Below are 25,085 nucleotides of genomic sequence, written 5' to 3' on the forward strand. Positions count from 1 at the left end.
CGGCCCGGGCCCCGCGGGCCGTCAGCGCCCTGCCGCTAGCATCCTTCCATGTCCGCCTCCGTCCAGCCCAGCTCCCAGGCGACCGTGGTCCGGGTGGCCGTGGTCGACGACGACCCCTTCGTGCTCACCGCCCTGCGCGCCTACCTGGCCTCCAGTGAGCGGATCGAGGTCTCCTCCACCTTCTCGCGCGCCGACGACGCCCTGGCCTTCCTGCACCGCGTGCCCGTTGATGTGCTGCTCACCGATGTGCGCATGCCGGGCATGGACGGCCTGGAGCTGCTCGCCCGGGTGCGCGCCGAGTACCCCGGCATCGCGGTGGTCCTGCTGACCTCCTTCGATGACGACACCGCCATGCTCCAGGCCCTGGCCCAGCAGGCCAGCGGCTTCCTGCTCAAGGACGCCGCCCCCGAGGAGGTGGTGCGCGCCGTGCTCGCGGCCAGCGACGGGGGCACGACCATCGCCCCGGCCGCCGCCACCCGCCTGGTCTCCCAGTACCTGCGCACCGCACCCCCGGCCTCCGGCGGCGCCGCAGCGCCCCAGGTCACCGAGGCCGAGCAGGCCGTCCTGTCCCTGCTGTGTGAGGGCTCCTCCAATGCCGAGATCGCCGAGCAGCTGGTCATCTCCGAGGCCACGGTCAAGACCCACGTCTCCCATCTGATGAGGAAGTACGCGGTGACCTCCCGCCTGAAGCTCGTCGTCGCCGTCCAACGCCAGCGCGAGGCCCAGGGCTGAGGAGCGGGCGAGGGGCAGCTGGGTACCTCCAGGTTCTCAGTCGGTGGCCAGGGCGGCCACGGGGGCCACGGCCGCGGCCCGGCCCGCGGGCCGCAGGCACGCCACCGCACCCACCGCCCCGGAGACGAGGACCACCCCCGCCAGGATCAGCCAGGGCACCGCGACCTGCGCGCTCGCACCGTTCTCAGTCCCGATGAGTGCGGCGAGGCCTGCAGCACCCACCCCGATGCCCACGGCGGTTCCGATGACGCCGCCCAGGAGCGCCATGAGCACCGATTCGGTGAGGAAGAGGCGGCGGATCGTGGCGCGCTCGGCGCCGGTGGCGCGCAGGACCCCCACTTCCCGCGTGCGCTCCACCACGCTGACCTCGGCGGTGTTCGACAGGCCGGATAGGGTGATGAGCAGGCTCAGGGCGAGGATCGCACTGATGATCAGCCCCGTGCGCTTGACCTGCTCGGTGAAGAACCGGCGCCCCTGGTCGGTGGAGCTCACCAGCAGGCCCGAGCCGTGGAGCTCCTGGCGCACCGCGCCGGCCACGGCGCCGTTGGATCCGTCGCCAGTGGTGCGCGCCCACAGGCTGGTGGTCACCGGCTCGCCGCCGGTGAGTGCCTCGGCGGTGGCCTCGGTGATGACCGGGCCGTACCCGCCCTCCTCCACATGGACCCGTAGCCGGCGCGTGCCCGCGGGACCGCTGAGCGTCACCTCGCTGCCCTCGGCCAGGTGGAAGATGCCGCCGACGACGAGGGTGTTGTCGTCGAGCCCCTCGAGGCCGTGGCGGGAGCGGACGATGGGGGCGATGGCCCCGTCGTCGATGGCGCTGACGGTGATCTCCTCACTGCGGTCCTGCGCGTCGAGATGGAGCTCCGGTGTGGGGACGAGGATGGTCGACTCCACGCCGTCGACGTTCTCGATCTGCCTGGTCAGCGCGGCGGTGTCCCGATCCGGGGCGATCTCCTGGACGCGGATGTCGATGGGGGAGCCCGCGGCCACGTAGCCCTCCATCGAGGCATTGAGGGAGGATAGGCCCGTGGCCATCGTGGCGGCCACTGCGACCGAGACCAGCAGTGAGGCGGTCGTGGCCGCGGCGCGCCCCGGGTTGCGGGCCAGGTTGCGGCAGGCGAGCTGGAGCACGGGGCGCCGCGCCCCACCGCCAAGGCGCTCGACGATCCGAGCGGCGCCGACGACGAGCAGCGGCAGGGCCGACAGGATGCCAAGGACCATGACCACCGCGCCCAGGGCCGTGACTTCAGGACTGCGCAGGCTGATACCGGCCAGGATCACCGCGACGCCAAGGCCGGCCAGGACCAGGCCCGCCAGGCCCGCCGCCGCGCGCCGTCGTCCGAGGGCCGCAGCAGCGGCGACCTGGCCGGTCAGGGCGATGAGCGGGCTGACCCGGGTGCCCTGGTGCGCGGGCCGCAGGACGGCGGCGAGGGTGATGAGCACGCTCAGCAGGATCGTCAGGGCGAAGGGGGACCAGGAGACGGTCAGGTACCGGGGCCCCAGTGCATCGATGACATGCGCCCGGATGAGAATGACAGCCATGAGCGCGCCGAGCGCCGAGCCCAGGACCGAGCCGGCCAGGCCGGTGATGAGGCCGGCGCGCAGCACGGCCAGGCGCACCTGGCGCCGGCTGGCGCCCACGCAGCGCAGCAGGCCGATGGTGCGGGTCTGCTTGGCCACGAGCGTGGTGAAGGTGGTCGCGATGACGATGGCGGAGACCACCGCGCACACGGGCCCCAGGACCTTGAGCAGGATGAGGGCGGCCGAGTCGACCTTGTTGCCGTCGGTGGTGCGCTGCTCGATGCTCTCCTGCGCGGACTGCACAATGGCCTCGGGCTGGGTGGGGGCCATGGCTGCGGACGCGGCGTCGATCAGCTGGGAGCCGCTCGTGCCGCCGGCGGCGGTGAGGTAGAGGACGGCGTACTGGTCGGGCAGGCCCAGGGCGGTCTGCTCCCGGGGGCTGGCGAAGATGAAGGCCTCGCGCGGGTCTTTGCGGCTCACCTCCGCTCCGGGCCTGATGATGCCGACGACGGTGGCCGAGGAGTGGCTGCCGCCCTCTGCGTCGGGGCTCAGGGGGACGGTGGAGCCGACCTCGAGGTCCTGATGCTGGGCCAGACTCGCGGAGATCGCGATCTCGCCGTCAGCCTGCGGCAGGCGCCCGGAGGTCAGACGGGTCTCGCCGGTCAGGGGCGGGATGTCCAGGACGAAGGCGTGCTCGTCATTGGCATGGCCCGGACGGTCGATGTAGATGTGCTCCTCACGGTAGGGGCGCACCTCCTGGACTTCGGGCAGGGTGCTCAGGTCCTGGACCTCCTGATCGCTCAGTGCACGGTTGCGACCGGCGATGACGACGGCGTCGGCCCCGCCCACCGAGGCCCGGGCATTGGAGGTGAGCATGGTGGCGAAGGAATCGGAGACGATGAAGGCGAAGGCCATGAGCGCGGCCGCCAGGGCCACGGCCACCACGGCGGCGGCCGTGCGCCGCAGGTCGAGCAGGGCGGGCATCAGCGCACCCCCGTCCAGGGCCGGTCCGGGTTTGCGGCGTGGCCGGGATGAGGGGCTGCGGGTGCGACGGGCGGCGGCCCTGCCGGTGCGGGGCGGCGGGTGGGGGCGTCGGCCTCGATGCGCCCGTCGCGCAGGCGGATGATGCGGTGGGTCGCCCCCGCCGCATCCTGATCATGGGTGACCATGACCACGGTCTGCCCCAGGTGCTCGCACATCTGGGCCAGGGCGCTCAGCAGCGAGGCCGCCGAGGCGGTGTCCAGCGCCCCGGTGGGCTCGTCGGCGAAGACCACCTCGGGGCGCCCCACGAGGGCCCGGGCCACGGCCACGCGCTGCTGCTGGCCGCCGGAGAGCTCGCTGGGGCGGTGCCCCAGGCGGTCGCCGATCCCCAGGATGTCGATGATGGTGCGGTACCAGCCCTCATCGGGGCGGCGCCCCGCCAGCCTCAGGGGCAGCAGGATGTTCTCCTGAGCCGTCAGCGTGGGCAGGAGGTTGAAGGACTGGAAGACGAAGCCCAGGCGGTCGCGGCGCACGGCGGTCAGCCGCTTGTCCCCCATCCCGGCCAGGTCCTGGCCCGCGATGAGCACCCTGCCGCTGGTGGGGGAGTCCAGCCCCGCCAGGCAGTGCAGGAGGGTGGACTTCCCCGAGCCCGAGGGGCCCATGATGGCGACGAACTCGCCCCGCGCCACGGACAGGCTGACGGAGTCCAGGGCCAGGACCTGGGCGGCGCCCCGGCCGTAGATCCTGCTCAGCGCCTGGGCCTGGACCACCGGGGCGCCCGGGTGGGCCGCTCCCGGGGGAGGCTGGATGGGTGGTGGCGTCGTCGGCATCGCTGGCATCGTGAGGCTCCTCGGCTCAGGGGACCTGCGCGCTGTGCGCCCTGGGCGCGGCGGCGGGGCCCGGATTCATCCGGTTGACCCCGCCAGGCTAGGAATCGCGCGATGGCGCCGGAATCCATCGAAGGAGCGGAGGTGGCGGGGGTCTCCGCCTTTGGGATGAGACCCGGCCCGGGCGGCTCCGGCCCGCTCCCGTCCCGGCTCTCGGGCCCGGTCGCAGGGACCGGCCTGCGGGCCCGTGGCAGGCGGCTCGACCCGCTCCCGCGGCCATCGCCGCACTCGCGCCGCTCTCGCGGCGCGGCTGGCCCCTCCCCGGCGCGCGGGCACCTGCTCCCAGCGGCTCGCGACGGGCGGAAAAGGCCACGGTCCTCCCACTGGGACGGCCCAACCGTTAGCCTGGGTCCGTGACTTCTCCGCCTGCCACCGCCCCGGCGCCCCTGCCGGGCGCGCTGCCGCGCGAGCGCACGCTGCTCATGGGGATCCTCAACGTCACCCCGGACTCCTTCTCCGACGGCGGCCGGTGGGACACCCCTGAGGCCGCCGTGGCCCACGGCCGCGAGCTGCTGGACCAGGGTGCGGACCTGCTGGACATCGGCGGGGAGTCCACGCGCCCCGGCGCCGGGCGCGTCAGCCCCGACCAGGAGCGCGAGCGGATCCTCCCGGTGGTGCGCGAGCTCGCCGCGCAGGGCGCCGTCATCTCGGTGGACACCACGCGCGCCTCGACGGCCGCGGCCGCCATCGAGGCCGGGGCCGCCATCATCAACGATGTCTCGGGGGGCCTGGCCGACCCCGGCATGCACCGCCTCATCGCCTCCGCGGGCGTGGTCTACATCTGCCAGCACTGGCGCGGATCCCCCGAGACCATGGACACCCTCACCGACTACCCCGAGGGGGTCCTGGCCGGGGTGGAGGCCGAGCTGGGCCGGCGCCTGGCCGAGCTGGAGGCCGCCGGCGTCGACCCCGCCCAGGTGGTGGTCGACCCGGGCCTGGGCTTCGCCAAGACCCACGAGCAGTCCTGGCGGCTCCTGGCCTCCACCGCCCGCCTGGGGGAGAACCTGGGCCGCCCCGTCCTCATCGGCGCCTCCCGCAAGCGCTTCCTGGCCGCCGCCACCGACCCGGGCGCCGGCCCGGGCGGCACCCCTGACCAGCGCGACGCCGCCACCGCCGCCACCACCGCCCTGGCCGCCGCCGCAGGCGCCTGGGCCGTGAGAGTCCACGAGGTCCCGGCCAACCGGGATGCTCTTCGCACCGCCTCCCTCTGGAAGGAACACCAGTGAGCACCACCCTCAACGCGACCACCGACCGGATCCGCCTGGTCGGGCTGTCAGCCCGTGGCCATCACGGCGTCCTGCCCTTCGAACGGGAAGAGGGCCAGCTCTTCACCGTGGACGTCACCCTCGACCTGGGCGCACGCGGCACTGCGGTGGCCGCCGTGACCGACAGCCTCGACGACGCCGTGGACTACTCCTCCGTGGCCAACGCCGTGGTCACCGTCATCGAGGGGGAGCCCGTCAGCCTCCTGGAGGCCCTGGCGGATCGGATCGCCGAGCGCGTCCTGGCCTACCCCAGGGTCCTGGCCGCCGAGATCACGGTGCACAAGCCCCAGGCGCCCCTGGACGTGGCCTTCGAGGACGTGGCGATGACCATCTACCGCACCTCCGAGTCGGCCGGCCAGTCCTCCGGGGCGCACGCGGCCGAGCCTGCCGAGGCCGAGCACGCCCCCGCCGAGCCGCGCCGCTTCACCTCCCACCGCGCCGAGCCGGCCGAGCCCGAGACCGCCGCCGCCCTCGGCGTGGGGGCCCTGCCCCTCCAGTCCGCACCCCCGCCCGCCGATGAGGCCCCCGCCTCCGACCCCTGGGGCCCCGATCAGTGGATGAGTGAGGCCGACGAGGCCGGCGCCCCGGCCCCCGGAGCCTCCGCGCAGGACCTCCTGGGCCTGGGCGAGTCCGAGACCGACCAGGCATCCCGGCGCTCGCCGGAGGCCGGCCCCGAGCACGGCGGCGCCCCCCTCCTGGGGCCCACCGACGGGGCCGGGCCCCGCGTCGAGCCCCTGGGCGGCTTCGAGCCTGTCAGTGCCGTGGACGCCGTGGAGGCCGTGGACGGTGCTGCCGGCGCTCACGCGCCCGAGGCCCCCACCGCGGTCTCGCCCGAGGCCGCCCCGGTGGAGTCCCTGCCCACGGGCCTGCCCGTCCAACTGCCGGGGGAGGGGCGCCACCGCGCCGAGCCCAGCAGCGATACCGCCGTCGGCTCGGCCGATGAGCCGGCCGCCCCGCACAGTGCCGGCCTGGCAGAGGCGCCCGAGCCGGTGGCCGAGTCCTTCGCGGGCCAGGCCGGTGCCTACTCGACCGGATCGGCCGATCCGGTCGAGGGCGGGCAGGAGACCCCCGGCGTCGAGCCCGCCCCACTGCCCTACGGCGAGTCCGAGCCCGTGGCCGCCGAGCCGGAGGCTCCCGCCCCGGCGCCCGAGGCGGACCTGCCCCTGGCTGAGGCCCCGGACTCGGCTCAGGCGTCCTTCGGCCTCACGGACGGCCCGCTCGTGGATGGCGGGCACCAGGTCGATGGCGCCGTGGGCGGCGCTGCGGCCCCGGGGCCGCTTTCCCCGGCACTGGCCCCCTCGCCCGCCGATCTCCCGGAGACCGCGGCCGAGCCCGTGGAGGCCCCGGCCCCCTTGCCCACGACTGCCCCGGCCGACCCGCTGGAGCAGCGCCCGGGCAGGCCTGTGGGCGCCGTCTTCGCCCTGGGCGCCAACGCCGGCCACGTGCTGGTCACCCTGCGTGCCGCGGTGCGCTCCCTCAAGGCCACCGAGGGCATCGAGGTCCTCCAGGTCGGGCCCCTGGCCCGCACAGTGGCCGTGGTGCCCGAGGGCGGGGAGCGCCAGCCCGACTACCTCAACACGGTGGTCACCGTCCTGACCACCCTCTCGCCGCGCGAGCTGCTGGCCGTGTGCCAGGCCCTGGAGTCCGAGGCCGGGCGCGTGCGCACCCAGCACTGGGGGCCGCGCACCCTCGACGTCGACCTGGTGACGGTCGAGGGCGTGGACAGCCAGGACCCCGAGCTGACCCTGCCCCACGCCCACGCCCACGAGCGCGCCTTCGTCCTGGTGCCCTGGTCCCAGGCCGACCCCTTCGCCGAGCTGGGCGGGCGCACCGTCACCGAGCTGGCCGAGCAGGCCCCCGACCGCTCGGGCCTGCGCTGGCTGGCCTTCGACTGGCTCGACACCGACAACATCCCGGAGAAGCCCACGGGCCCCTACGTGGCCCCGCCGGTCGTCGATGAGGACCCCGAGCCGGTCGAGCAGGTCTTCAACGCCACCCGCAACGAGCAGTCCGTCATCGACGCCGAGCTCGCCGCCGAGTACCTGGCCGGGATCGGCGAGCTCCCGCCGCAGGACGCCCAGAACCCCCAGGACGCCCCGGCGGTGCAGCAGGCCCAGGACCACCACGGCCAGCAGGGGGCCCCGGAGGCCGCGGCCCCGGCCGGCGGCGCCCCCCAGGCCGGTGCCCTCCCCGACGTCGAGCCGGCCGGCCTGGAGGCGGACAACCCCTTCGCCGCCGCCTCCTTCGGCACCGACTACGCCGTGCCTGTGGACGCCGCCCAGGTCCCCGGCCAGACGCCGGGGCCCGATCAGTCCCAGGGGCAGGCGCCTGAGCCCCAGGCGCCCGACCAGTTCCCCGTGCCCCAGGTCGGCGAGGAGGACTCCTGGGAGGCCCCCCTGCAGTGGAATGAGGTCATTGGAGGCACCGACGGGATGGGTCCCCGTCAGGGCTCCTGATGCGGCGCACCCGCTGGACCAGTGCCCTGGCCTGGTTTGCGGTCGTCTCGGTGACCACCTGGGTGGTGGGGGAGACCGTCATGCGTCACCGGGGCTGGGTGCCGGGCCTGACCCCCTGGGGCGCTGTGGCCGCCCTGGTGATCTCCGGCGTCGTGCTGACCAGCGGCCTGGCCGTGCGGCGCCTGCGCGCCCGCCAACGCACCTGGATGACCCCCACCGGCGCGGCGACCACTGCCGCCGCCGCGCAGGCCTCCGCGCTCGTGGGCGCCGCCATCGGCGGTGTCTACGCCGGGCAGTTGGCCCTGGCGGTCCTCTCACCCCCATCGTCGGCCATGACCCATCTCGCCTGGAGCGCCGCCGGAAGCCTGGCGGCCTGCGCCCTGTGGTGCCTCATCGGCTTCCTCGTGGAGCACTGGTGCGCCATCTCCGACGACGATGATGAGGCCCCCGGGGAGGGCGCCGAGGACGGCGCCCCGGCCCGATAGCCGGTGCGGGCCCCGCCGGAGGGCTTGCGGGCCGGCGCGCGACGGGGCAGCCTCGTACCTGCCAGACCATTGAGATGAGGAGCCCCATGACCGCGCCCGCCGTCGACCCCTTCGCCCCCGAGGGAGTGGACTTCCAACCCGTCTCCCCCAAACTCATCACCGCGCGCCTCCTGGGCGCCGGCCTGGCCAACGCGGTCCTGGCGGCGGTGGGTGTCACCCTGGGGGCGCTGGTCAGCCCCTGGTTCCACCTCATCACCGGGGCCGCCGCGGCCTTCATGGCCTTGGGGCTGTGGTTCATCCCCCGCCAGGTGCGGGCCATGGGCTACGCCCTGACCGAGGACCACCTGCTGTGGCGCCAGGGGGTCATGTTCCGCTCCGTCTCGGTCATCCCCTACGGCCGCATGCAGTTCGTGGACACCTCCCAGGGGCCGCTGGCTGCGAGACTGGGCATCGCGGAGGTCAAGCTCCACACCGCCTCGGCCAGCACGGACGCCACCATCGACGGGCTGCCGGTGGATCAGGCTGAGCACCTGCGCCGGGTCCTGTCCCAGCGCGGTGAGGAGAGGATGGCAGGGCTGTGAAGGGGCGGGCCCATCCCAGCAGCAGTACTGGTGCCGGGCGGCGGTCGCGGCAGGCCAGGCGCATCGAGCTCCCTCAGGATGTCACCTGGCAGCGCGTCTCCCTCATCACCCCCTTCCTCGAGGGGTGGAAGATCGCCACGGGAATCATGGCCTTCGTGACCGTGCAGAACCTGGACGAGCTCATCGAGGCCTACCGCTTCGTGCGCCGTCACGGCACCATCGTGGGCGACTACCTCCTCTACTTCCTCCTGGGCGTCCTGCTCCTGGTGCTGGGATGGGCGGCGATCGGCCTGCTGTCCTGGTACCGCCGCTCCTACGCCGTGGATGCCAACGGGGTCTACCTGCGCACCGGTGTCCTCTTCCGCCAGCTGCGCACCGCCCGCCTGCCGCGCATCCAGTCCGTCGACATCGTCCACCCGCTCCTGGGGCGCATCGTCGGCCTGGGTCAGTTGACGGTGGAGGTCGCCGGCGGCAAGGACTCGCGGGTGGTCATCGGCTACCTGCGCACCTGGCAGCTGGAGGCCCTGCGCGACCGCATCCTGGCCCTGGCCGCCGGTGCGCAGGAGGAGCCCCGGGAGGGCCTCGGTGGCGGCGCGGCCCTGCCCGGTGAGGCCGGTGTGCTCGGCGGCGGCGCGCCCATGGGCGGCGCCATGACCGCAGGCGGTGCGAGGCCAGGTGGCGCGGCGGCCGCAGGGCCCGGCGCCGTCCAGCCCCCGGAGGGCGGGCGCCCGGGATCCCCCACGGGCCCCGGGCTCGGCGGCTTCGAGGAGGCCGCCGCCGCTCCCCGGCTGCCCACCCCGTCCCGGGCCGAGGAGCACCCCCTCTACCAGGTCGGCACGGGGATGCTCCTGGCCTCCATGCTGCGCAGCGGCAGCCTGATGGCGGGATGCGCGGTCATCGTCATCATCGGGCTCGTCGTGGCCGGGGCGCTGGCCTTCGGCGGCCTGAGCCCGAGGCTGTCGTCACTGGGCGGCATGCTCTCGCTCCTGGCGGGTCCCGTGGGCGTCATCACCATGCTGTGGGGGCGCTTCAACCACGGCTGGGGGTTCAGGGCCGCCGCCACCCCCAGCGGTATCCGCATGCGCTACGGCCTGACCTCCGAGGTCTCCCGGACGCTGCCCCCCGGACGCGTGCACGCGGTGGGCATCAGCCAGTCGCTGCTGTGGCGCTCCAAGGACTGGTGGGCGGTGGGCGCCAGCGTCGCCGGCCGCGAGACGGGGCAGGAGGAGGCCGGCGAGTCCGGCTCGGAGAATGCGCTCCTGCCCGTGGGTGCCAGGCCTACCGCGCTGCGCGCCCTGTGGCTGGTGGTCCCCGACCTGGGCGCCCCCGATCCCGATGGGCTGCTGCGCTGCGCGCTGCTGGGCGGCGACGACGACGGCGTCGGGGACCCGGCCGCCCCGGTGGGCTCCCCCGAGCGCGGCTTCGTGCGCATCTCCCCGCGCGGCCGTCTCTTCGCGCCTCTGGCCTGGCGGCGGCAGGCCCTGGCCCTGACCGGCACCTGCGTCATCATCCGCGACGGCCGGTGGCGCCGGCGCGTGAGCGTGGTGCCCTACGAGCGCATCCAGTCCCTGCGGGTGACGCAGGGGCCCTGGGCGCGGCGTCGGGCCATGGCGAGGATCCGGCTCGACATGGTGGCCACCGACGTGCCCACCTCCCTCGCCAATCTCCGCGTCGAGGATGCCCGGGCGCTGGCCGCCGAGATCTCCCGGCGGGCCCTGCACCGCCGCTCCGCCGAGCGGCTCGACCGCTGGCTCAGCCGCGCCGCGGGACTGCCCGGGGCCGGGCCGCAGCCTCATGAGACCATCGGCCCATGAGTGACGCGACAGCCCACCCGGCAGGCGCCTCCCGACGTCCCGGGCGGCTGGGGGTGGGGATCATCTCCGCGGGCCGGGTCGGCGCCGTCCTGGGCTCGGCCCTGCGGGCGGTGGACCACCAGGTCATCGGCGTGCACGCCGTCTCCGAGGACTCCCGGGAGCGGGCGGAGATGCTCCTGCCGGGGGTCCCGGTGCTGGAGGTCGAGCAGATCATCGAGCGCGCCGAGCTGGTCCTTCTGGCCGTCCCCGACGACGCCCTGGGCCCGCTGGTGCAGGGCCTGGCCGAGCTCGGCCGCTGGCAGCCCGGGCAGCTGGTCGTCCACACCTCGGGGCTCCACGGGCTGGCGGTCCTGGAGCCCGCCAGGCGCGGTGGGGCCATCCCCCTGGCCATCCACCCGGCCATGACCTTCGCGGGCCTGTCCACCGACCTCGCCCGGCTCGTGGGCTGCCCCATGGCCGTGACCGCCCCGGCCGCGGTCCTGCCCATCGCCCAGGCCCTGGTCGTCGAGCTCGGCGGGGAGCCCTTCGTCCTGGACGATGCCGCCCGGCCCGCCTACCACGCCGCCCTGGCCCACGGGGCCAACCACCTGGTGACCCTGGTGGGGCAGGCCGTACGGGCCCTGGAGGCCGCCGGCATCCAGGATGGCGCGGCCACCCTGCGCCCCCTCCTGGGCGCCGCCCTCGACCGCGCCCTGACCGAGGGCGGGGCCGCCCTCACCGGCCCGGTCTCACGGGGCGACGTCGGCACCGTCTCCGGCCATATCGCCGCCCTGGAGGCGCTGAGCCGCGACCACGGCGGCGGCCTGGACGACGTCGTGGCGGCCTACCGGCACCTGGCCTCGGCCACCGCCCAGCGCTGCCAGGCCGAGGGGAGGCTCACCGCCGACCAGGCCCGGCGGCTGCACGAGGCCCTGGGGCCCATCCCGGGCGATGACGCCGGACCCGGCGGCACCGGACCCGGCGCGGAGGGGCCGGGGGGTCGGGCGCCGTCGTCGGGGGGATGAGGGACCCGGGCCGGTGGCCCTCGGTGCAGTGCCGTGCCATGGGCGCCGTGTCCTATTCGTGATCCGGCCGTTTCCGGGCACTGTCGGCAAGGGATGAGCCTGGGTGGCACCATAGGGTCTCATCACGACTGTCTGTCGAGCCCCTGGGCCGCCACTGATCGCTAGGAGTACACAATGCCGTTGAGTGCCAATGACGTGCTGAACAAGAGGTTCGAGGTCGTCAGGTCCCGTGAGGGCTATGCGCAGGAGGAGGTGGACGCCTACCTGGAGGAGGTCGTCGACGCCATGCGCCTCCTGGAGGGGCAGGTCAGTGCGGCGAGCGGGGAGCCCGGCGCCGCCTCGCAGGAGCAGATCGCCGCGGCCATCGCCCCGCGCGACCACCGCATCGAGGAGCTGGAGCGGGAGAACGCCTACCTGCGCGATGAGCTCGAGGCCGCCAAGGGCCGCCTGGAGCGGGACTGAGGGAGCCCGATGGGGCCGGGCGGAGCCGACCGGCCCCGATTCGTCCCGGGCGCCGCGGAGCACTAGCGTGATCGCATGCCTCCGATGCCCGTCGACCCAGTCATGAGCGCTCCCGGCCCCGATGGCGCCGCCGGCCCGCGCAGTGCCGACCGGCCCGCTGGCGCCGAGGCCCAGTCATCCGGCCGGGCCTCGGCGAGAGGCGGGGCGGGCGCTGTGCTTACCCGCAGCCGCGAGGAGCTCGCCCGTGCCCTGGAGCGGGCCCCGGCCCCGCGCGCCGTGGTGATGACCATGGGGGCCCTGCACGAGGGGCACTTCGACCTCGTGCGCGAGGCGGCCCGCCGCGTGGGAGAGGCCGGGACCGTGGTGGTCACCATCTTCGTCAACCCCCTCCAGTTCGCCGCCGGGGAGGACCTGGAGTCCTACCCCCGCGATCTCGAGGGGGACCTGGAGGGGCTCGAGCGGGCCCTGAGCGGTCCGCAGGGGCGCCTGGGCGTGGGCCGGCTCGTGGTCTTCGCCCCCACCCCCGAGGTCATCTACCCCGATGGTCCGCCGCGCGTGCGCATCGACCCCGGCCCCATGTCCACCGTCCTGGAGGGCCGCACCCGGCCCACCCACTTCGCCGGCGTGTGCCAGGTGGTCCTGGCCCTGCTGCACCTGACCTCGCCGCGCTGGGCGCTGTTCGGCCGCAAGGACGCCCAGCAGCTGGCGATCGTCACCGCCATGGTGGAGGACCTGGCCGTGCCCGTCGAGATCGTGCCGGTCGATATCCGCCGTGAGCCCGACGGGCTGGCCATGAGCTCGCGCAACGCCTACCTCACCGCCGACCAGCGCGGACAGGCCCTGGCCCTGTCGGCGGCACTGGAGGCCGGGCGCCGGGCGGCCGCCGGCGGTGCGGGCCCCGCCGCGGTGCGCACCGCGGCCGAGGCGGTCCTGGCCCGGGCCCCCGGTGTGGCCACCGACTACGTGGCCCTGGTGGACCCGGCGACCTTCACCGACCTCACCGGCCAGGGCCCCGGGCTCCCGCCGTCCTCGGGCATCGGTGGCGAGCAGCCGGGGGGCCCGGGCCGCGCGGAGCGGGGGCGGCCGGGGTATGCAGGGCCCGGGCGGGCGCTGCTGGCCGTGGCCGCCCGGGTGGGCTCGACCCGCCTCATCGACAACTGCCTGGTGGATCTCCCGGCGGACCGGGGCTGAGGATCCCGCGGAGCCTGCTGCGGGGCGCGTGAGCGGCGTGCCGGGGGAGGCCGCCGAGGCGCCTCAGTGGACATCCTCACCCCCCGCGTGCGGAATGCGGCCTGTGCCCTGGGGCAGGGCGCTGGAGTACTGGGGCCGGGGCCTGTCGTCTGCCTCACCACCGGGATAGCGCCGGGCACGCGGGCGCTACGCTGAGCGGCGATGAGCACCCGCACCCGGACGATGATGACGTCCAAGATCCACCGCGCCACCGTGACCCAGGCCGACCTGGACTACGTCGGCTCCATCACCGTGGACCTCGACCTGCTCGAGGCCGCCGACCTGCTGCCCGGGGAGCGCGTGGACGTCCTGGACTGCACCAACGGCGCCCGCCTGTCCACCTACGTCATCCCCGGGCCGCGCGGCGCCGGAGAGATCTGCATCAATGGGGCGGCCGCCCACCTCGTCCACCCCGGCGACATCGTCATCCTCATCGCCTACTCCCAGCTCGATGAGCAGGAGGCCCGCAGTTACCTGCCCGCTGTTGTCTTCGTCGATGAGCACAACCGGGTGATCGACCGCGGCACCGAGCCCGGCCAGGTCCCCCAGGACGAGGCCGCCAGCGGCCTGCGATCCTCGGGCCTGGCCCTGTCCGAGGCGCGGTCCGCCCCGACGCGATAGGCCGGACGCCGTCGGCCGGCCGCAACGATCGATGGGGCCGACTGGAGAGGACGGCGCAGCGGAGCAGCCCGCTCACTGCGCCCTCCTGATTGGGCCACCGCCGCGGAGTTCTCCGTTAGCCTGAGCCCGGACCAGCAGGGACGATCGGGAGGCTGAGGCGCCGTTGGACACGCAGATGCACGTATGCCTGTTCACCTGGCGGCCGCTGACACTCCAGGACGTGCACACCGCGGCCGGCCTGGTCTCCCCAGACCTGCGCGTGTCGGGCCACGATGGGGACGGGACCCACGTGAGCATCACGGTGGAGACGGGCAGGACAGTCCTGGTTCTCAAGGAGACCTCCATCGACATGGACCTGGAGTTCGCGGACTACCTGGTCGCCGTCACCGGGAGCCAGCAGCGCCCGCCCTACCGCTATGAGCCGGATATGGGGCAGCGCAACGACACGATCTGGATGGACCACCTGGCCCAGGACCTGCTGATCCGGCTGGCACAGGTCACGGGTGGTGTGGTGGCTGATGACCTCTGGCGCATGCTGTGGCCGCAGAACGACTCTCCCCCGATGCGGCACGACGACGAGGATGAGCCGGAGCCGCCGGTGCGCGCGCTGGCGTGGCGCTGGTACGTGCGCTCCTCGGTGTGCCCCGCCCCGGGCTCGGCCTGGATGCGGGTGATCAGCCGGATGATGCCGCAGTGCCTGCCCAGCCAGTACATCGGCACGGCCCGGATGATGCCGCTGGATGAGGAGGGCCTGCGCCGCGTGGATGCCATGATCCCCCAGGGCCAGGAGCCGGTGCTCTGCGGTCCCGGACCGCTCGGCGCCTTCCTGGTCACGCTCGTCCCCGACCCCCATGGGCTCTACATCGCCGAGGCGAGCATCCCCCTGGATGCCTCCGTGCCCATCGACCCGCTGACCGTCAGATCCATGCTGGTCGAGGTCGGTGACGAGTTGGGTGCTGAGCTGGGCCTCTCGGAGGTCCTGGACGGGTGGCAGTGGAGCAGGTACAGCGAGCCGACCTCGGTCATCGTTGGTCGGGGGCAGAGGCGCCAGGACCTCAGCCTGGATGGGACAGTGCTCGCGGGGCTGCCGATCGGGCCCGTCTGGCAGGTCTACCTGGGCCCCGGATACCGGGAGGTGGTCGACTCGGTGCGCTTCGATGAGCCGGCCGGATGGGACAGCAGGTGCACCCGGCGCGGCCGGCTGATCACCTTGGCGCCACAGCCCGCCAGCATGGATGAGATCGCCACCGGCTGGTTCCCCGAGGAGCTGTGCATGACATTCGAGCGTCCCCGACTGCTGGCCAGGCGCACGCTCCGCCCCGCCCGTGTGAGGTATCCAGTGCGGGCCCCCGCGCACTGAGCCCTGCCGCCTCGCGGTGCTGGGGCCTCGCCTGCAGGGGGAGGAGCCGGCTCGCCCCCCGCACCCCGCCCGCGCTCCCGGCCCGCGATGCACGACGCCGTCGGGGCGGGGCGTGGGGCTGCGGAGGGCATATAGACTCCCAGTCGTGACTGACGAGAACCCCACCGCGAGCCCCGCTGCGGCCCCTGCCGCTCCCGCCCCCGCCCAGGCCGATGACGACGCCCGCCAGCCCAAGGCCGACCCGGGCCCGGGTGAGCAGTTCGAGGTGCGCTCGGGCAAGCGCGAGCGGCTGCGCGCCGAGGGCTGGGACCCCTACCCGGTGACCCTGCCGGTGAGCACCACCATCGCGGCCGTCCGCCGCGACTTCGGGCACCTGGAGGCCGGCCAGGAGACGGAGGACCTGGTGGGCGTGGCCGGGCGCGTGGTCTTCCTGCGCAACACCGGCAAGCTGTGCTTCGTCACCCTCCAGGACGGCGCGGGCGCCACCCTCCAGGCGATGCTCTCTGCCAAGCTGCTCCCCTGCCAGGGCCACTCCAGCCTGGCGGCCTTCAAGACCGACGTCGACCTGGGCGATCACCTCTTCGTCCACGGGCACGTGGGCTGCTCGCGCCGCGGAGAGTTGTCCGTCTTCGCCGAGCCGGTCCTGCGCCAGGGCGCCGAGCCGGCGCAGGCCGGTGACGACGACGTCGAGGTCCCGGCCTGGCGCCTGGCCTCCAAGGCCCTGCGCCCCCTGCCCAAGACCTGGACCAATGAGGCCGGGGAGGCGGTGACCCTCTCGGAGGAGCAGCGCGTGCGCCGCCGCGAGCTCGATCTCATCACCCGCCCGGCCGCACGCGACATGGTGCGCACGAGGGCCGCCGTCGTGCACTCGATCCGCGAGAACTTCCACCGCCGCGACTACCTGGAGCTGGAGACCCCCATGCTCCAGGTCATCCACGGCGGGGCCTCGGCGCGCCCCTTCGTCACCCGGATGAACGCCTTCGACATCGACCTCTACCTGCGCGTGGCCACGGAGATCTACCTCAAGCGCGCCGTGGTGGGCGGGGTGGACCGGGTCTTCGAGATCAACCGCAACTTCCGCAACGAGGGCGTGGACTCCTCCCACTCCCCGGAGTTCACCGCCCTGGAGGCCTACGAGGCCTACTCCGACTACCACGGCATGGCCGAGCTGACCCGCAACCTCATCCAGGTCGCCGCCCGGGAGGCCTTCGACCTGCCCGAGGGCCAGGAGGTGGTCACCCTGGCCGACGGCACCGAGTACGACCTGTCGGGCCAGTGGCGGATCATCGACCTCTACACCTCCCTGTCCGAGGCCGTGGGGGAGGAGATCACGGTGGAGACCCCGCGCGAGCAGCTGGTGCGGATCGCCCAGGGCCATGAGATCGAGGTCGACGACTACGCGGTGCCCGGCAAGATCGCCGAGGACATCTTCGAGGAGCTCGTGGGCAACAGCCTGTGGGAGCCGACCTTCGTCTTCGACTTCCCCGAGGACACCTCGCCCCTGACCCGCTACCACCGCAGCCGTCCGGGCCTGACGGAGAAGTGGGACCTCTACATCCGCGGCATGGAGACCGCCACCGCCTACTCCGAGCTGGCCGACCCGGTGGTCCAGCGCGAGCGCTTCGAGGCCCAGGCGCTGGCCGCGGCCAAGGGCGACCCTGAGGCGATGGTCCTGGACGAGGACTTCCTGGTGGCCATGGAGCAGGGCTTCCCGCCCTGCGGCGGCATGGGGATGGGCATCGACCGCGTGCTCATGGCCCTGACCGGCCAGGGCATCCGCGAGACGATCACCTTCCCCATCGTCAAGCGCGCCTAACCTTCGACAATTTGCATGAGATCGTACTTCTCCAGGCCCGGAGAAGTACGATCTCATGCAAATTGTCGAAAAGAAGGGGCTACAGGGGCGCTGAGCCTCGGGTGTGCTCCTCGTATGCCTGGAGCGTGTCGGCGATCTGGGCCATGAGGGCGTCGACCTCCTCCTTGAGGTAGCCCTGGCGGAATCGTCCACGGGGCAGGCGCGTTGCGCGGACCTCCTGGGAGGTCAGGATCCCCGCGAGGGTGCCGGGGTCATCGCCCGCCTGGGCCTCCCGGGCCCGCAGGGCGTCGACCACCCGGTCGAGGAAGATATCCACCACGCCCTGATCGTAGCCTGCGCGGAGCATGGTGGTCTGGAACCTCCAGGCCATGACGTCGTCGGCGGTCAGGACTGCCACGGGGTCTCCTGTCTTCATCTGGGCGGTTGCGCGGCTTGGCGCCGCGCCCCATCCTCGCACCCCCGGGCCTGTCCGGCGCAGCGGTATCGGTGGGGCTAGTCCCGCATGAGGGCGCGGATGCGGGCCTCGCACTCGGCCAGGCCCACGGGCCGGCAGCCCTTGGCCGCCCACTGGGCGATGCGCCGGGGCTCCTCCAGGGACAGCCGCAGGCCCCGGGTGAGCAGGACATGCGGGGGCTTGCGATGGTGGGTCAGGTCCCGACGCAGGCGGAACCACCAGGTCTGCAGGCGCGGGCGCCTCAGGCATAGGGCATCGGCCAGCACCCCGGCGGCCCGGCAGGGCTCCACCAGCTCGGCCGCGAAGACCCCCTCGGCGACGAGGACCGGGGCATCCTCGTCGATCCTGACCTCCCGCTGGTCGACGGCGGCGTTGTCCGGGATGGAGTAGACGGGCACCTGTGCGGCTCCGCCCCGGCACAGCTCCAGGATCGCCGCCAAGGCGGCCCGGTGGTCCCAGGCCGCCGGGTGGTCCCAGTCGATCTGCCCGGAGGGGTCATGGACGGGCTCGGGTCCCGACATCCCTCCGCCCACCAGTGGCATTCCCGGCTCGTGCCCGCCGCGGTAGAAGTCGTCCAGGGGCAGGCGCGGCGCCCCGAGGCGGCGCAGCAGCGAGGACTTGCCGGATCCGGAGGGGCCGGTCAGCAGGATGACGCGGGGACTCACGGGCGCCCAGTCTATGGGACTGGCGCCGTCGATCGCACGGTCGATCGTGCCGGTGCCCGCCCCGCCCGGGGCGGTCCGGTCTCAGTCCCGGCCGCGGGCGCCCTCGATGTCGGCCATGTGGCTCTTGGTCCAGGGGCTCACGGCGTAGAGGGCCACGGAGACCACGATGGTGATCGCACCCAGCCAGTAGTAGAAGGTCGCATCCGAGACCCCGCCGGTGCGCTCGATGACGACGGCGGCGATGCCCTGCCCGGTCGCCGAGGTCAGCAGCCACAGCGCCATGGCCTGGGAGGCGAAGGACTTGGGCGCCAGCGCCGTGGTCACCGACAGCCCCACGGGGGACAGGAAGAGCTCGCCCACGGTCTGGAAGGCGAAGACGGCGGCCAGGAACCACCAGGGCGCCAGGAGCCCGGTGTCAGCACCGGGCCACCACTGGAACCCGGCCCCCATGATGAGGGCCGAGACGCCGATGATGAGCACGGCGGTGGCGAACTTGACCGCTGTGGAGGGGAACCTGCCGGCGCGGCGGGTGAAGAGCAGCCCCAGCACCGGGGCGAGCAGGACGACGACGGCCGGGTTGACCGACTGGTAGGTCTCGGGGGAGATCACCCACCCCAGGAGGGGGATCCGCCCGTCGGTGTTGGACTCGGCGAAGGTGGCCATCTTGCCCGAGGCCTGCTCGAAGATCATCCAGAACAGGACGGCGCCGGCCCACAGGGGGATGTAGGCGCGCAGGTGCCCGCGCTCATGCGCCGTGACCTTCTTGGAGCGGAACATGACCACGAAGTAGGCGATCGAGGAGCCTGCGGCCACGAGGAACAGGGTGTAGGCGATCGCGGAGGACATCTCGCCGGTGACGGTGGTCAGGAGGGCCAGGAGCGCGGCGAAGCCCACGACGGCGGCCAGGGACCCCAGCAGCAGCCGCTGCCTCTCCTGGCCCTGCAGCGGGTTGGGGATGTTGAAGGCGAAGGCCGACAGGCGGCTGCGCCCGTAGAAGAAGGCCACCAGGGCCAGGGCCATCCCCACCGCCGCGGCCGCGAAGCCGGCGTGGTAGCCGTAGTGGGCCTTGAGCCAGCCGGTGACCAGCGGGGAGAAGAAGGAGCCCACATTGACCGACATGTAGAACAGTTGGAAGCCCGCGTCCCGCCGGGGGTCGTCGTCATCGTAGAGCCCGCCCACGATGGTGGACAGGTTGGGCTTGATGAAGCCGGTCCCCACAGCCACGCACACGATACCGGCCCAGGCCAGGGGGCCCAGGGGGATCGCCAGGAGCAGGTGGCCGGTCATGATGATCAGGCCACCGTAGAGGGTGGAGGGCCAGGGGCCGATGATGCGGTCGGCGAAGATCGCCCCGGGGATCGCCAGCAGATAGACCGCCGCGCCGTAGGCGGCCAGGATCACCTGCCCGGTGTTCTGGTCGGTGCCCAGTCCGCCGTTGGCCACCGTATCGGTGATGAAGTAGAGCAGGATGGCGCGCATCCCGTAGTAGGAGAAGCGCTCCCACATCTCCACATTGAGCATCCAGGGCAGCCCCCGGGGGTGCCCGAAGAGCCCGCGGTCCTCCCGGGAGGGCGAGGTGCGCAGCGTCGGCGGCAGCCAGCGCGAGACGGCGGCCGGCGGGCCCGCGGTGGGCTCCGAGGCCTCGGGGGCCTGGCCGTGCTCTGATGGTGTTGGGGTGCGATGAGACATGGGGGCTCTCCTCCAGCCGATGGGTGCGCCGCGGCCGGGCGCGGCGCCGGGGCCGGGCGCGGCGCCGGGGCCGGGCGCGGCGCCGGGGCCGGGCGCGGCGCCGGGGCCGGCCGCGGGGCGGTGGCCGCGGCGGCGGGGTCAACGCTACGAGGTCGGGGTGCGTTGACGTCGGGGAATGGGACGGCCGGCGCCCCGGGCCTCATCAGTCCTGGGCACCCGCCGTCCCCTTCCTGCGTGCAGCGGTGCGCGGCCGTCAGCCGACCTGGGCGGCGGCCTCGCGCACCTGGGGGCGCACCGGCACCAGGCGGGTGAGCTGGGTGACGTGGCGCGGCTCGAGCTCCTCGATGCTGGCCACTCCCAGGAGCTTCATGGTGCGCACGATCTCATCGGAGAGGATCTCGATGGTGCGGTCCACCCCGCGGCGGCCACCGGCCATGAGGCCGTAGAGGTAGGCCCGGCCGATGAGGGAGAACTTCGCCCCCAGGGCGGTGGCCGCCACGATGTCGGCACCGTTCATGATGCCGGTGTCCACCATGATCGTGGCGTCCTTGCCGACCTCGCGCACCACCGCGGGCAGGAGGTGGAAGGGGATGGGGGCGCGGTCGAGCTGGCGCCCGCCGTGGTTGGACAGCAGGATGCCGTCCACCCCCAGGTCGATGAGCCGCACGGCGTCGGGCACGTTCTGGACCCCCTTGATGACGATCTTGCCCGGCCACATCTCCCGGATGATCCGCAGGTCCTCGTCGCTGATGGTGGGATCCATGGCCGAGTCCAGCAGCTCGCCCACCGTGCCGCCGGTGGACTGCAGGGAGGCGAACTCCAGCTTGGGGGTGGTCAGGAAGTCGAACCACCACCAGGGCCGCGGGATGGCGTTGAGCACGGTGCCCGGGGTGATCTGGGGCGGGATGGAGAAGCCGTTGCGCTTGTCGCGCAGGCGGGCCCCGGCCACCGGGGTGTCCACGGTGAACATGAGGGTGTCGAAGCCCGCGGCCGCGGCCCGCTCCACCAGCCCGTAGGAGATCTCCCGCTTGCGCATGACGTAGAGCTGGAACCAGCAGCGCCCGTGGGGGTTGGCGGCGCGCACGTCCTCGATGGAGGTGGTCCCCAGGGTGGACAGGGTGAAGGGGATGCCGGCGGCGCCCGCGGCCCCCGCGCCGGCGACCTCGCCCTCGGTCTGCATGAGGCGGGTGAAGCCGGTGGGGGCGATGCCGAAGGGCATGGCCGAGGGTCCGCCCAGGATCTGGCAGGAGGTGTCGACGTCGATGGCCGGGCGCAGGATGTCGGGGTGGAACTCGATGTCGTGGAAGGCGCGGCGCGCCCGGCGCAGGGAGACCTCGCCCTCAGCGGCGCCGTCGGTGTAGTCGAAGGCGGCGGCGGGGGTGCGGCGCTTGGCGATCCGGCGCAGGTCCCATATGGTCAGCGCGGAGTCCAGGCGGCGGCGTACGGGATCGAGCTGGGGCCTCTTGAACTGGAGCAGCTCGAAGATCTCGCTGGGGTTGGGCATCTGACGCTTGACCATGAAAACCTCGACGGTGAGATGACGGTGTGAGCCCGCGGAGCGGGGCCCGTGCCGGGCATCTGCGCCGAACTCGGCGGAGCAGATCTATTGCCCGGCCAGGACGCTCATCATCCTATGGGACATAAGTCATGGTAGGCAAGGTGACCCTAATGGCTGGAGCCGGAGGGTGTTTGAGCATGTCAGAGGCGCTTCGGGCGGGTCCTGACCGTCCGTCCCCCCCCCCCCCCCCCCCCCGGCCCGGGACCGGGTCAATGGGCGATGATCACGCCCAGGTTGCGCGGCCCATGCACGCCGTTGACGCGCACGAGCTCAATATCGCTGGTGGCTGAGGGCCCCGAGATCCAGGTCATGGGCCGGGTCGGGTGCTGTCCCATGACGTCGACGGCCTGGGGGACCGTGGGCACCACCGAGGCGCGCTCCAGGACCACCACGTGCCTGTCGGGCACCAGGCTGATGGCCCGCCGCCCCTGGTCGGGCTCGCCATCGAGCACGATGGTCCCCGAGATCGAGATCCCCAGGCGCGAGCAGGTGAGCACCGCGTCGGCCTCATCGAGTCGCAGGGTGGCGATGGGCTCCTCCCGGGAGTCCTCCCACAGCTCGCGCCCGGAGCGGGCGGCGGCCGCCTTGTAGTCCTCGGGCAGCCCGGCGGGCACGACGACGATGCGGGCCGGGCCCAGCAGCTCGTCGATGGCGTCGAGCACCTCGTCGCGGGTGGGGGCCAGGGCGACGTGGGCCGAGTAGTCCTCGAGCGTGTCGACCATCTCCTCGATCACCGGCTGCGAGCCCGCCGGATCGGAGCCCTGGCGCACGTAGTCGCGGGGGACCGGGCGCACCGGCTCGGACTGGGACCGGGAGATCGCGTCGCGGGCGCGGGCCAGGATCGCGGTCTTGGCATCCATCAGATCTCCTCCTGGCTCGTCTTCTTGCTGCTGACCGCTGCCGGGGGCGGTGGGGGAGCGATGGCCTCGGGCGGGGCGGTGCCGCCGCCACGCGCGTCCAGCACGGCCGGGGCCGGCTCCCCGTCGTCGACGGCGCTGCCCGCGGGGGCCGGGGCGGCCCCCGGCGGTGGATCGGTGGGCAGGGCGCCGTGCGCCCCACCCGCCGTCGCGGCCTGAGACCGCATCGGCGTCGCCCCCTGGGGGTGGGTGCGGCGCCACCACTGGCGGAAGGTCTCACCGGGGGCCACGGGCAGGTCGCGGGCGCCGGTCCACAGGGAGGCAGGGAAGGGCAGGGCCCCGATGCGCCCGTCCTGGCCGCCCAGGAGCGCCGAGGCCTTGACCGCCTCGGAGGCCGCCGACCACAGGGCGGAGCTGGACATCACCGGGGCCGAGGCGCTCATGCCCACGTCCCAGATGTCCGGCAGCAGTCGCCGCTTGGCATCCACGGAGCGGGCCCGCAGATGGATGAGGATCGTGGGGATGTCGATCTTGACCGGGCAGACCTCCCCGCAGGCCCCGCACAGGGAGGAGGCGAAGGGCAGGGTGTGGACGGGGTCGTCGTCGTCCAGGCCCTGGGTGAGCTGGGGGGTGAGGATCGAGCCGATCGGCCCGGGGTAGACCGAGCCGTAGGCGTGGCCGCCGGTGTGCTGGTAGACGGGGCAGATGTTCATGCACGAGCCGCAGCGGATGCAGGCCAGTGCCGTGCGGCCCACGGGGTCGGCCAGGGTCTTGGTGCGCCCGTTGTCCATGAGCACCACGTGGAACTCCTGGGGGCCGTCCCCGGGCGTGACCCCCGTCCACAGCGAGGTGTAGGGGTTCATCCGCTCGCCGGTGGCCGAGCGCGGCAGGAGCTGGGTGAAGACCTCCAGGTCCTGGAAGCGCGGCACCAGCTTCTCGATGCCCATGAGGGTGATGAGGGTCTGGGGCAGGGTCAGGCACATGCGGCCGTTGCCCTCGGACTCCACGATGGAGACCGTGCCGGTCTCGGCCACGCCCATATTGGTGCCCGAGACGGCCACCGAGGCGCGCAGGAACTTGTTGCGCAGGTAGGTCCGGGCGGCGGCGGTCAGCTCCTGGGGGTTGTCGGACAGGTCCTGGGGGGCGCCCTCCATCCGGTCCAGGAAGATGCCCCGCACCTCGGAGCGGTTGCGGTGGATGGCCGGCACCACGATGTGGGAGGGCATGTCGTCGGCCAGCTGGACGATCATCTCGGCCAGATCCGTCTCATGGGCGGTGATGCCCTGCTCGGCCAGGTACTCGTTGAGATTGGTCTCCTGGGTGGCCATGGACTTGACCTTGACGACGTCGTCGACCCCCTTGGAGGCGATGATGCCGGCCACGATCCGGTTGGCCTCGGCGGCGTCGCGCGCCCAGTGGACGATCCCGCCCCGGGCGGTGACATTGGCCTCGAACTGCTCGAGCAGCTCGGGCAGGCGCGAGGCCACCTCGAACTTCACGGCCTCGGCCGCATTGCGCAGCTCCTCCCAGTCGGGCATCTCGGCCACGCGCTGGGCGCGCTTGGAGCGGATGGTGCGCGTGGCGTGGCCCAGGTTGCGGCGCATCTGGGTGTTGGCCAGGGTCCTGTGCGCGCCCTCGGGGAAGGTCGGGCCCCAGCGCAGGGTGTCGGCGGGCTGGGCGATATCGGTGCGCCAGCCCCCGGTACCGGGCATTCCCAGGAAGACCTGTGTCATCGTGCCGCCTCCTCGGTGCTGGCCTGGACGTGCTGGGGGGCGAAGGAGATATTGCCCTCGAAGGGGGCCTGCTTGGTGGAGGCCAGGATCTCGGCCAGGTGCATGATCCGCACCCCCGACTGCACGCGCGACAGGCCCCCGCCGATGTGCATGAGGCAGGAGTAGTCGCCGGCGCACAGCACCTCGGCGCGGGTGGAGATGATGGCGCTCATCTTGTCGGCCAGCATGGCGGTGGAGGTCTCGGAGTTCTTCATCGAGAAGGTGCCGCCGAAGCCGCAGCAGATGTCGGCGTCGGGCAGGTCGATGAGGCTCAGGCCCTCCACGGCCCGCAGCAGCGCCTGGGGCCGGTCCCCGACCTTGGCCACCCGCAGGGAGTGGCAGGTGGAGTGGTAGGTGACGGTGTGGGGGAAGTAGGCGCCGACGTCGACCACCCCCAGGACGTCGACGAGCAGCTCGGACAGGTCGTAGGTGTGGGCCGAGATCTGCTCGACCCGCGTGGCCAGGGCGGTATCGCCCACATGCTCGGCCACCAGCCGCTGCTCATGGCGCGCCGCCCCGGTGCACGAGCCCGAGGGGATGACGATGGCGTCCCACTGGCCGTCCAGGACGGGGGAGAAGGTCTCCACATGGTTGCGGATGACGCGGGCGGCCTGCTTGAAGTAGCCGGTATTGGCGTGCATCTGGCCGCAGCAGACCTGGCCGGGCGGGAAGTGGACCTCATGGCCCAGTCGCTCCAGGAGCGAGACGGTGGCCTGGGCCGCCTGCGGGAACATGGTGTCAGCCAGGCAGGTCGCGAAGAGTGCGATGCGCACGGTAGTCCTCCAGGATTCCTCCGGATGGGGGTGGTGATTCCTCCGACGGCCTCCACGGCGCAGGGGAGGGCATTGGTCGGTATCAAAGGCGCCTCGGGCAGC

General features: G+C 73.4%; 21 protein-coding genes. 12 read left to right on the plus strand and 9 right to left on the minus strand.

Annotated features, from left to right (window positions below):
• Nucleotides 1-48 precede the first annotated feature (48 nt).
• Nucleotides 49-732: a response regulator transcription factor gene (locus MANAM107_RS07770; RefSeq protein WP_223907047.1), complete on the plus strand. Its 684-nt coding sequence runs from the start codon at nucleotides 49-51 to the stop codon at nucleotides 730-732.
• A 36-nt stretch (nucleotides 733-768) separates the two neighbouring features.
• Here MANAM107_RS07770 and MANAM107_RS07775 read toward each other — a convergent pair whose 3' ends face one another.
• Nucleotides 769-3,237: an FtsX-like permease family protein gene (locus MANAM107_RS07775; protein ID WP_223907050.1), complete on the minus strand. Its 2,469-nt coding sequence runs from the start codon at nucleotides 3,235-3,237 to the stop codon at nucleotides 769-771.
• Nucleotides 3,237-4,064 (minus strand): ABC transporter ATP-binding protein, encoded by an 828-nt coding sequence (locus MANAM107_RS07780; RefSeq protein ID WP_223912980.1) that lies wholly within the window; start codon nucleotides 4,062-4,064, stop codon nucleotides 3,237-3,239. The genes MANAM107_RS07775 and MANAM107_RS07780 overlap by 1 nt, the downstream gene beginning before the upstream one ends.
• Nucleotides 4,065-4,474: 410 nt before the next feature.
• On the opposite strand from MANAM107_RS07780, the gene folP reads away from it, so the two are divergent.
• The 11 genes from folP (at nucleotide 4,475) to MANAM107_RS07840 (ending at nucleotide 17,215) form a co-directional block, all read left to right on the plus strand.
• On the plus strand, nucleotides 4,475-5,347 hold the full coding sequence (gene folP, locus MANAM107_RS07785; RefSeq protein ID WP_223907053.1) for a dihydropteroate synthase: 873 nt from the start codon (nucleotides 4,475-4,477) through the stop codon (nucleotides 5,345-5,347).
• Nucleotides 5,344-7,842: a 2-amino-4-hydroxy-6-hydroxymethyldihydropteridine diphosphokinase gene (gene folK / locus MANAM107_RS07795; protein WP_263421887.1), complete on the plus strand. Its 2,499-nt coding sequence runs from the start codon at nucleotides 5,344-5,346 to the stop codon at nucleotides 7,840-7,842. The genes folP and folK overlap by 4 nt, the downstream gene beginning before the upstream one ends.
• Nucleotides 7,842-8,327, plus strand: coding sequence for a DUF3180 family protein (locus tag MANAM107_RS07800; RefSeq protein ID WP_223907056.1), 486 nt, complete (start codon nucleotides 7,842-7,844; stop codon nucleotides 8,325-8,327). Before folK ends, MANAM107_RS07800 begins: the two co-directional genes overlap by 1 nt.
• Nucleotides 8,328-8,413: 86 nt before the next feature.
• Nucleotides 8,414-8,908, plus strand: a complete 495-nt coding sequence (locus tag MANAM107_RS07805) for a PH domain-containing protein (RefSeq protein ID WP_223907059.1) — start codon at nucleotides 8,414-8,416, stop codon at nucleotides 8,906-8,908.
• Nucleotides 8,905-10,722, plus strand: a complete 1,818-nt coding sequence (locus tag MANAM107_RS07810; RefSeq protein ID WP_223907062.1) for a PH domain-containing protein — start codon at nucleotides 8,905-8,907, stop codon at nucleotides 10,720-10,722. Before MANAM107_RS07805 ends, MANAM107_RS07810 begins: the two co-directional genes overlap by 4 nt.
• Complete coding sequence (locus tag MANAM107_RS07815; RefSeq protein WP_223907066.1) at nucleotides 10,719-11,726, plus strand: Rossmann-like and DUF2520 domain-containing protein; 1,008 nt, start codon at nucleotides 10,719-10,721, stop codon at nucleotides 11,724-11,726. The genes MANAM107_RS07810 and MANAM107_RS07815 overlap by 4 nt, the downstream gene beginning before the upstream one ends.
• A 174-nt stretch (nucleotides 11,727-11,900) precedes the next feature.
• Nucleotides 11,901-12,188, plus strand: coding sequence for a DivIVA domain-containing protein (locus tag MANAM107_RS13175; RefSeq protein ID WP_179900790.1), 288 nt, complete (start codon nucleotides 11,901-11,903; stop codon nucleotides 12,186-12,188).
• 84 nt (nucleotides 12,189-12,272) lie between these two features.
• Complete coding sequence (gene panC / locus MANAM107_RS07825; RefSeq protein ID WP_223907069.1) at nucleotides 12,273-13,379, plus strand: pantoate--beta-alanine ligase; 1,107 nt, start codon at nucleotides 12,273-12,275, stop codon at nucleotides 13,377-13,379.
• A gap of 201 nt (nucleotides 13,380-13,580) precedes the next feature.
• Nucleotides 13,581-14,039 (plus strand): aspartate 1-decarboxylase, encoded by a 459-nt coding sequence (gene panD, locus MANAM107_RS07830; protein ID WP_223907072.1) that lies wholly within the window; start codon nucleotides 13,581-13,583, stop codon nucleotides 14,037-14,039.
• A gap of 220 nt (nucleotides 14,040-14,259) precedes the next feature.
• A complete protein-coding gene (locus tag MANAM107_RS07835) occupies nucleotides 14,260-15,399 on the plus strand; it encodes a hypothetical protein (protein WP_223907075.1) in 1,140 nt (379 codons plus the stop codon).
• Between the two features lie 145 nt (nucleotides 15,400-15,544).
• Nucleotides 15,545-17,215, plus strand: a complete 1,671-nt coding sequence (locus MANAM107_RS07840; RefSeq protein WP_223907078.1) for a lysine--tRNA ligase — start codon at nucleotides 15,545-15,547, stop codon at nucleotides 17,213-17,215.
• A 79-nt stretch (nucleotides 17,216-17,294) separates the two neighbouring features.
• On the opposite strand, the gene MANAM107_RS07845 is transcribed toward MANAM107_RS07840, so the two are convergent.
• The 7 genes from MANAM107_RS07845 to MANAM107_RS07875 all read right to left on the minus strand — a co-directional run bounded on the left by MANAM107_RS07845 (nucleotide 17,295) and on the right by MANAM107_RS07875 (nucleotide 24,983).
• The gene (locus MANAM107_RS07845; RefSeq protein ID WP_223907081.1) at nucleotides 17,295-17,612 is read right to left on the minus strand and encodes a DivIVA domain-containing protein; all 318 of its coding nucleotides are present in this window, start codon (nucleotides 17,610-17,612) and stop codon (nucleotides 17,295-17,297) included.
• A gap of 95 nt (nucleotides 17,613-17,707) precedes the next feature.
• A complete protein-coding gene (locus tag MANAM107_RS07850; RefSeq protein WP_179899517.1) occupies nucleotides 17,708-18,334 on the minus strand; it encodes a uridine kinase family protein in 627 nt (208 codons plus the stop codon).
• Between the two features lie 81 nt (nucleotides 18,335-18,415).
• Nucleotides 18,416-20,023 (minus strand): peptide MFS transporter, encoded by a 1,608-nt coding sequence (locus tag MANAM107_RS07855; RefSeq protein WP_223907084.1) that lies wholly within the window; start codon nucleotides 20,021-20,023, stop codon nucleotides 18,416-18,418.
• Between the two features lie 253 nt (nucleotides 20,024-20,276).
• Nucleotides 20,277-21,542 (minus strand): alpha-hydroxy acid oxidase, encoded by a 1,266-nt coding sequence (locus tag MANAM107_RS07860; RefSeq protein WP_179899515.1) that lies wholly within the window; start codon nucleotides 21,540-21,542, stop codon nucleotides 20,277-20,279.
• A gap of 248 nt (nucleotides 21,543-21,790) precedes the next feature.
• Nucleotides 21,791-22,441: a LutC/YkgG family protein gene (locus tag MANAM107_RS07865; protein ID WP_223907087.1), complete on the minus strand. Its 651-nt coding sequence runs from the start codon at nucleotides 22,439-22,441 to the stop codon at nucleotides 21,791-21,793.
• On the minus strand, nucleotides 22,441-24,171 hold the full coding sequence (locus tag MANAM107_RS07870) for a LutB/LldF family L-lactate oxidation iron-sulfur protein (RefSeq protein ID WP_223907090.1): 1,731 nt from the start codon (nucleotides 24,169-24,171) through the stop codon (nucleotides 22,441-22,443). The genes MANAM107_RS07865 and MANAM107_RS07870 overlap by 1 nt, the downstream gene beginning before the upstream one ends.
• Complete coding sequence (locus tag MANAM107_RS07875; RefSeq protein WP_223907093.1) at nucleotides 24,168-24,983, minus strand: (Fe-S)-binding protein; 816 nt, start codon at nucleotides 24,981-24,983, stop codon at nucleotides 24,168-24,170. The genes MANAM107_RS07870 and MANAM107_RS07875 overlap by 4 nt, the downstream gene beginning before the upstream one ends.
• Between the last annotated feature and the right edge of the window lie 102 nt (nucleotides 24,984-25,085).

The sequence above is a fragment of the Actinomyces capricornis genome, from assembly GCF_019974135.1.
GTDB classification, from domain to species: Bacteria; Actinomycetota; Actinomycetes; order Actinomycetales; family Actinomycetaceae; genus Actinomyces; species Actinomyces capricornis.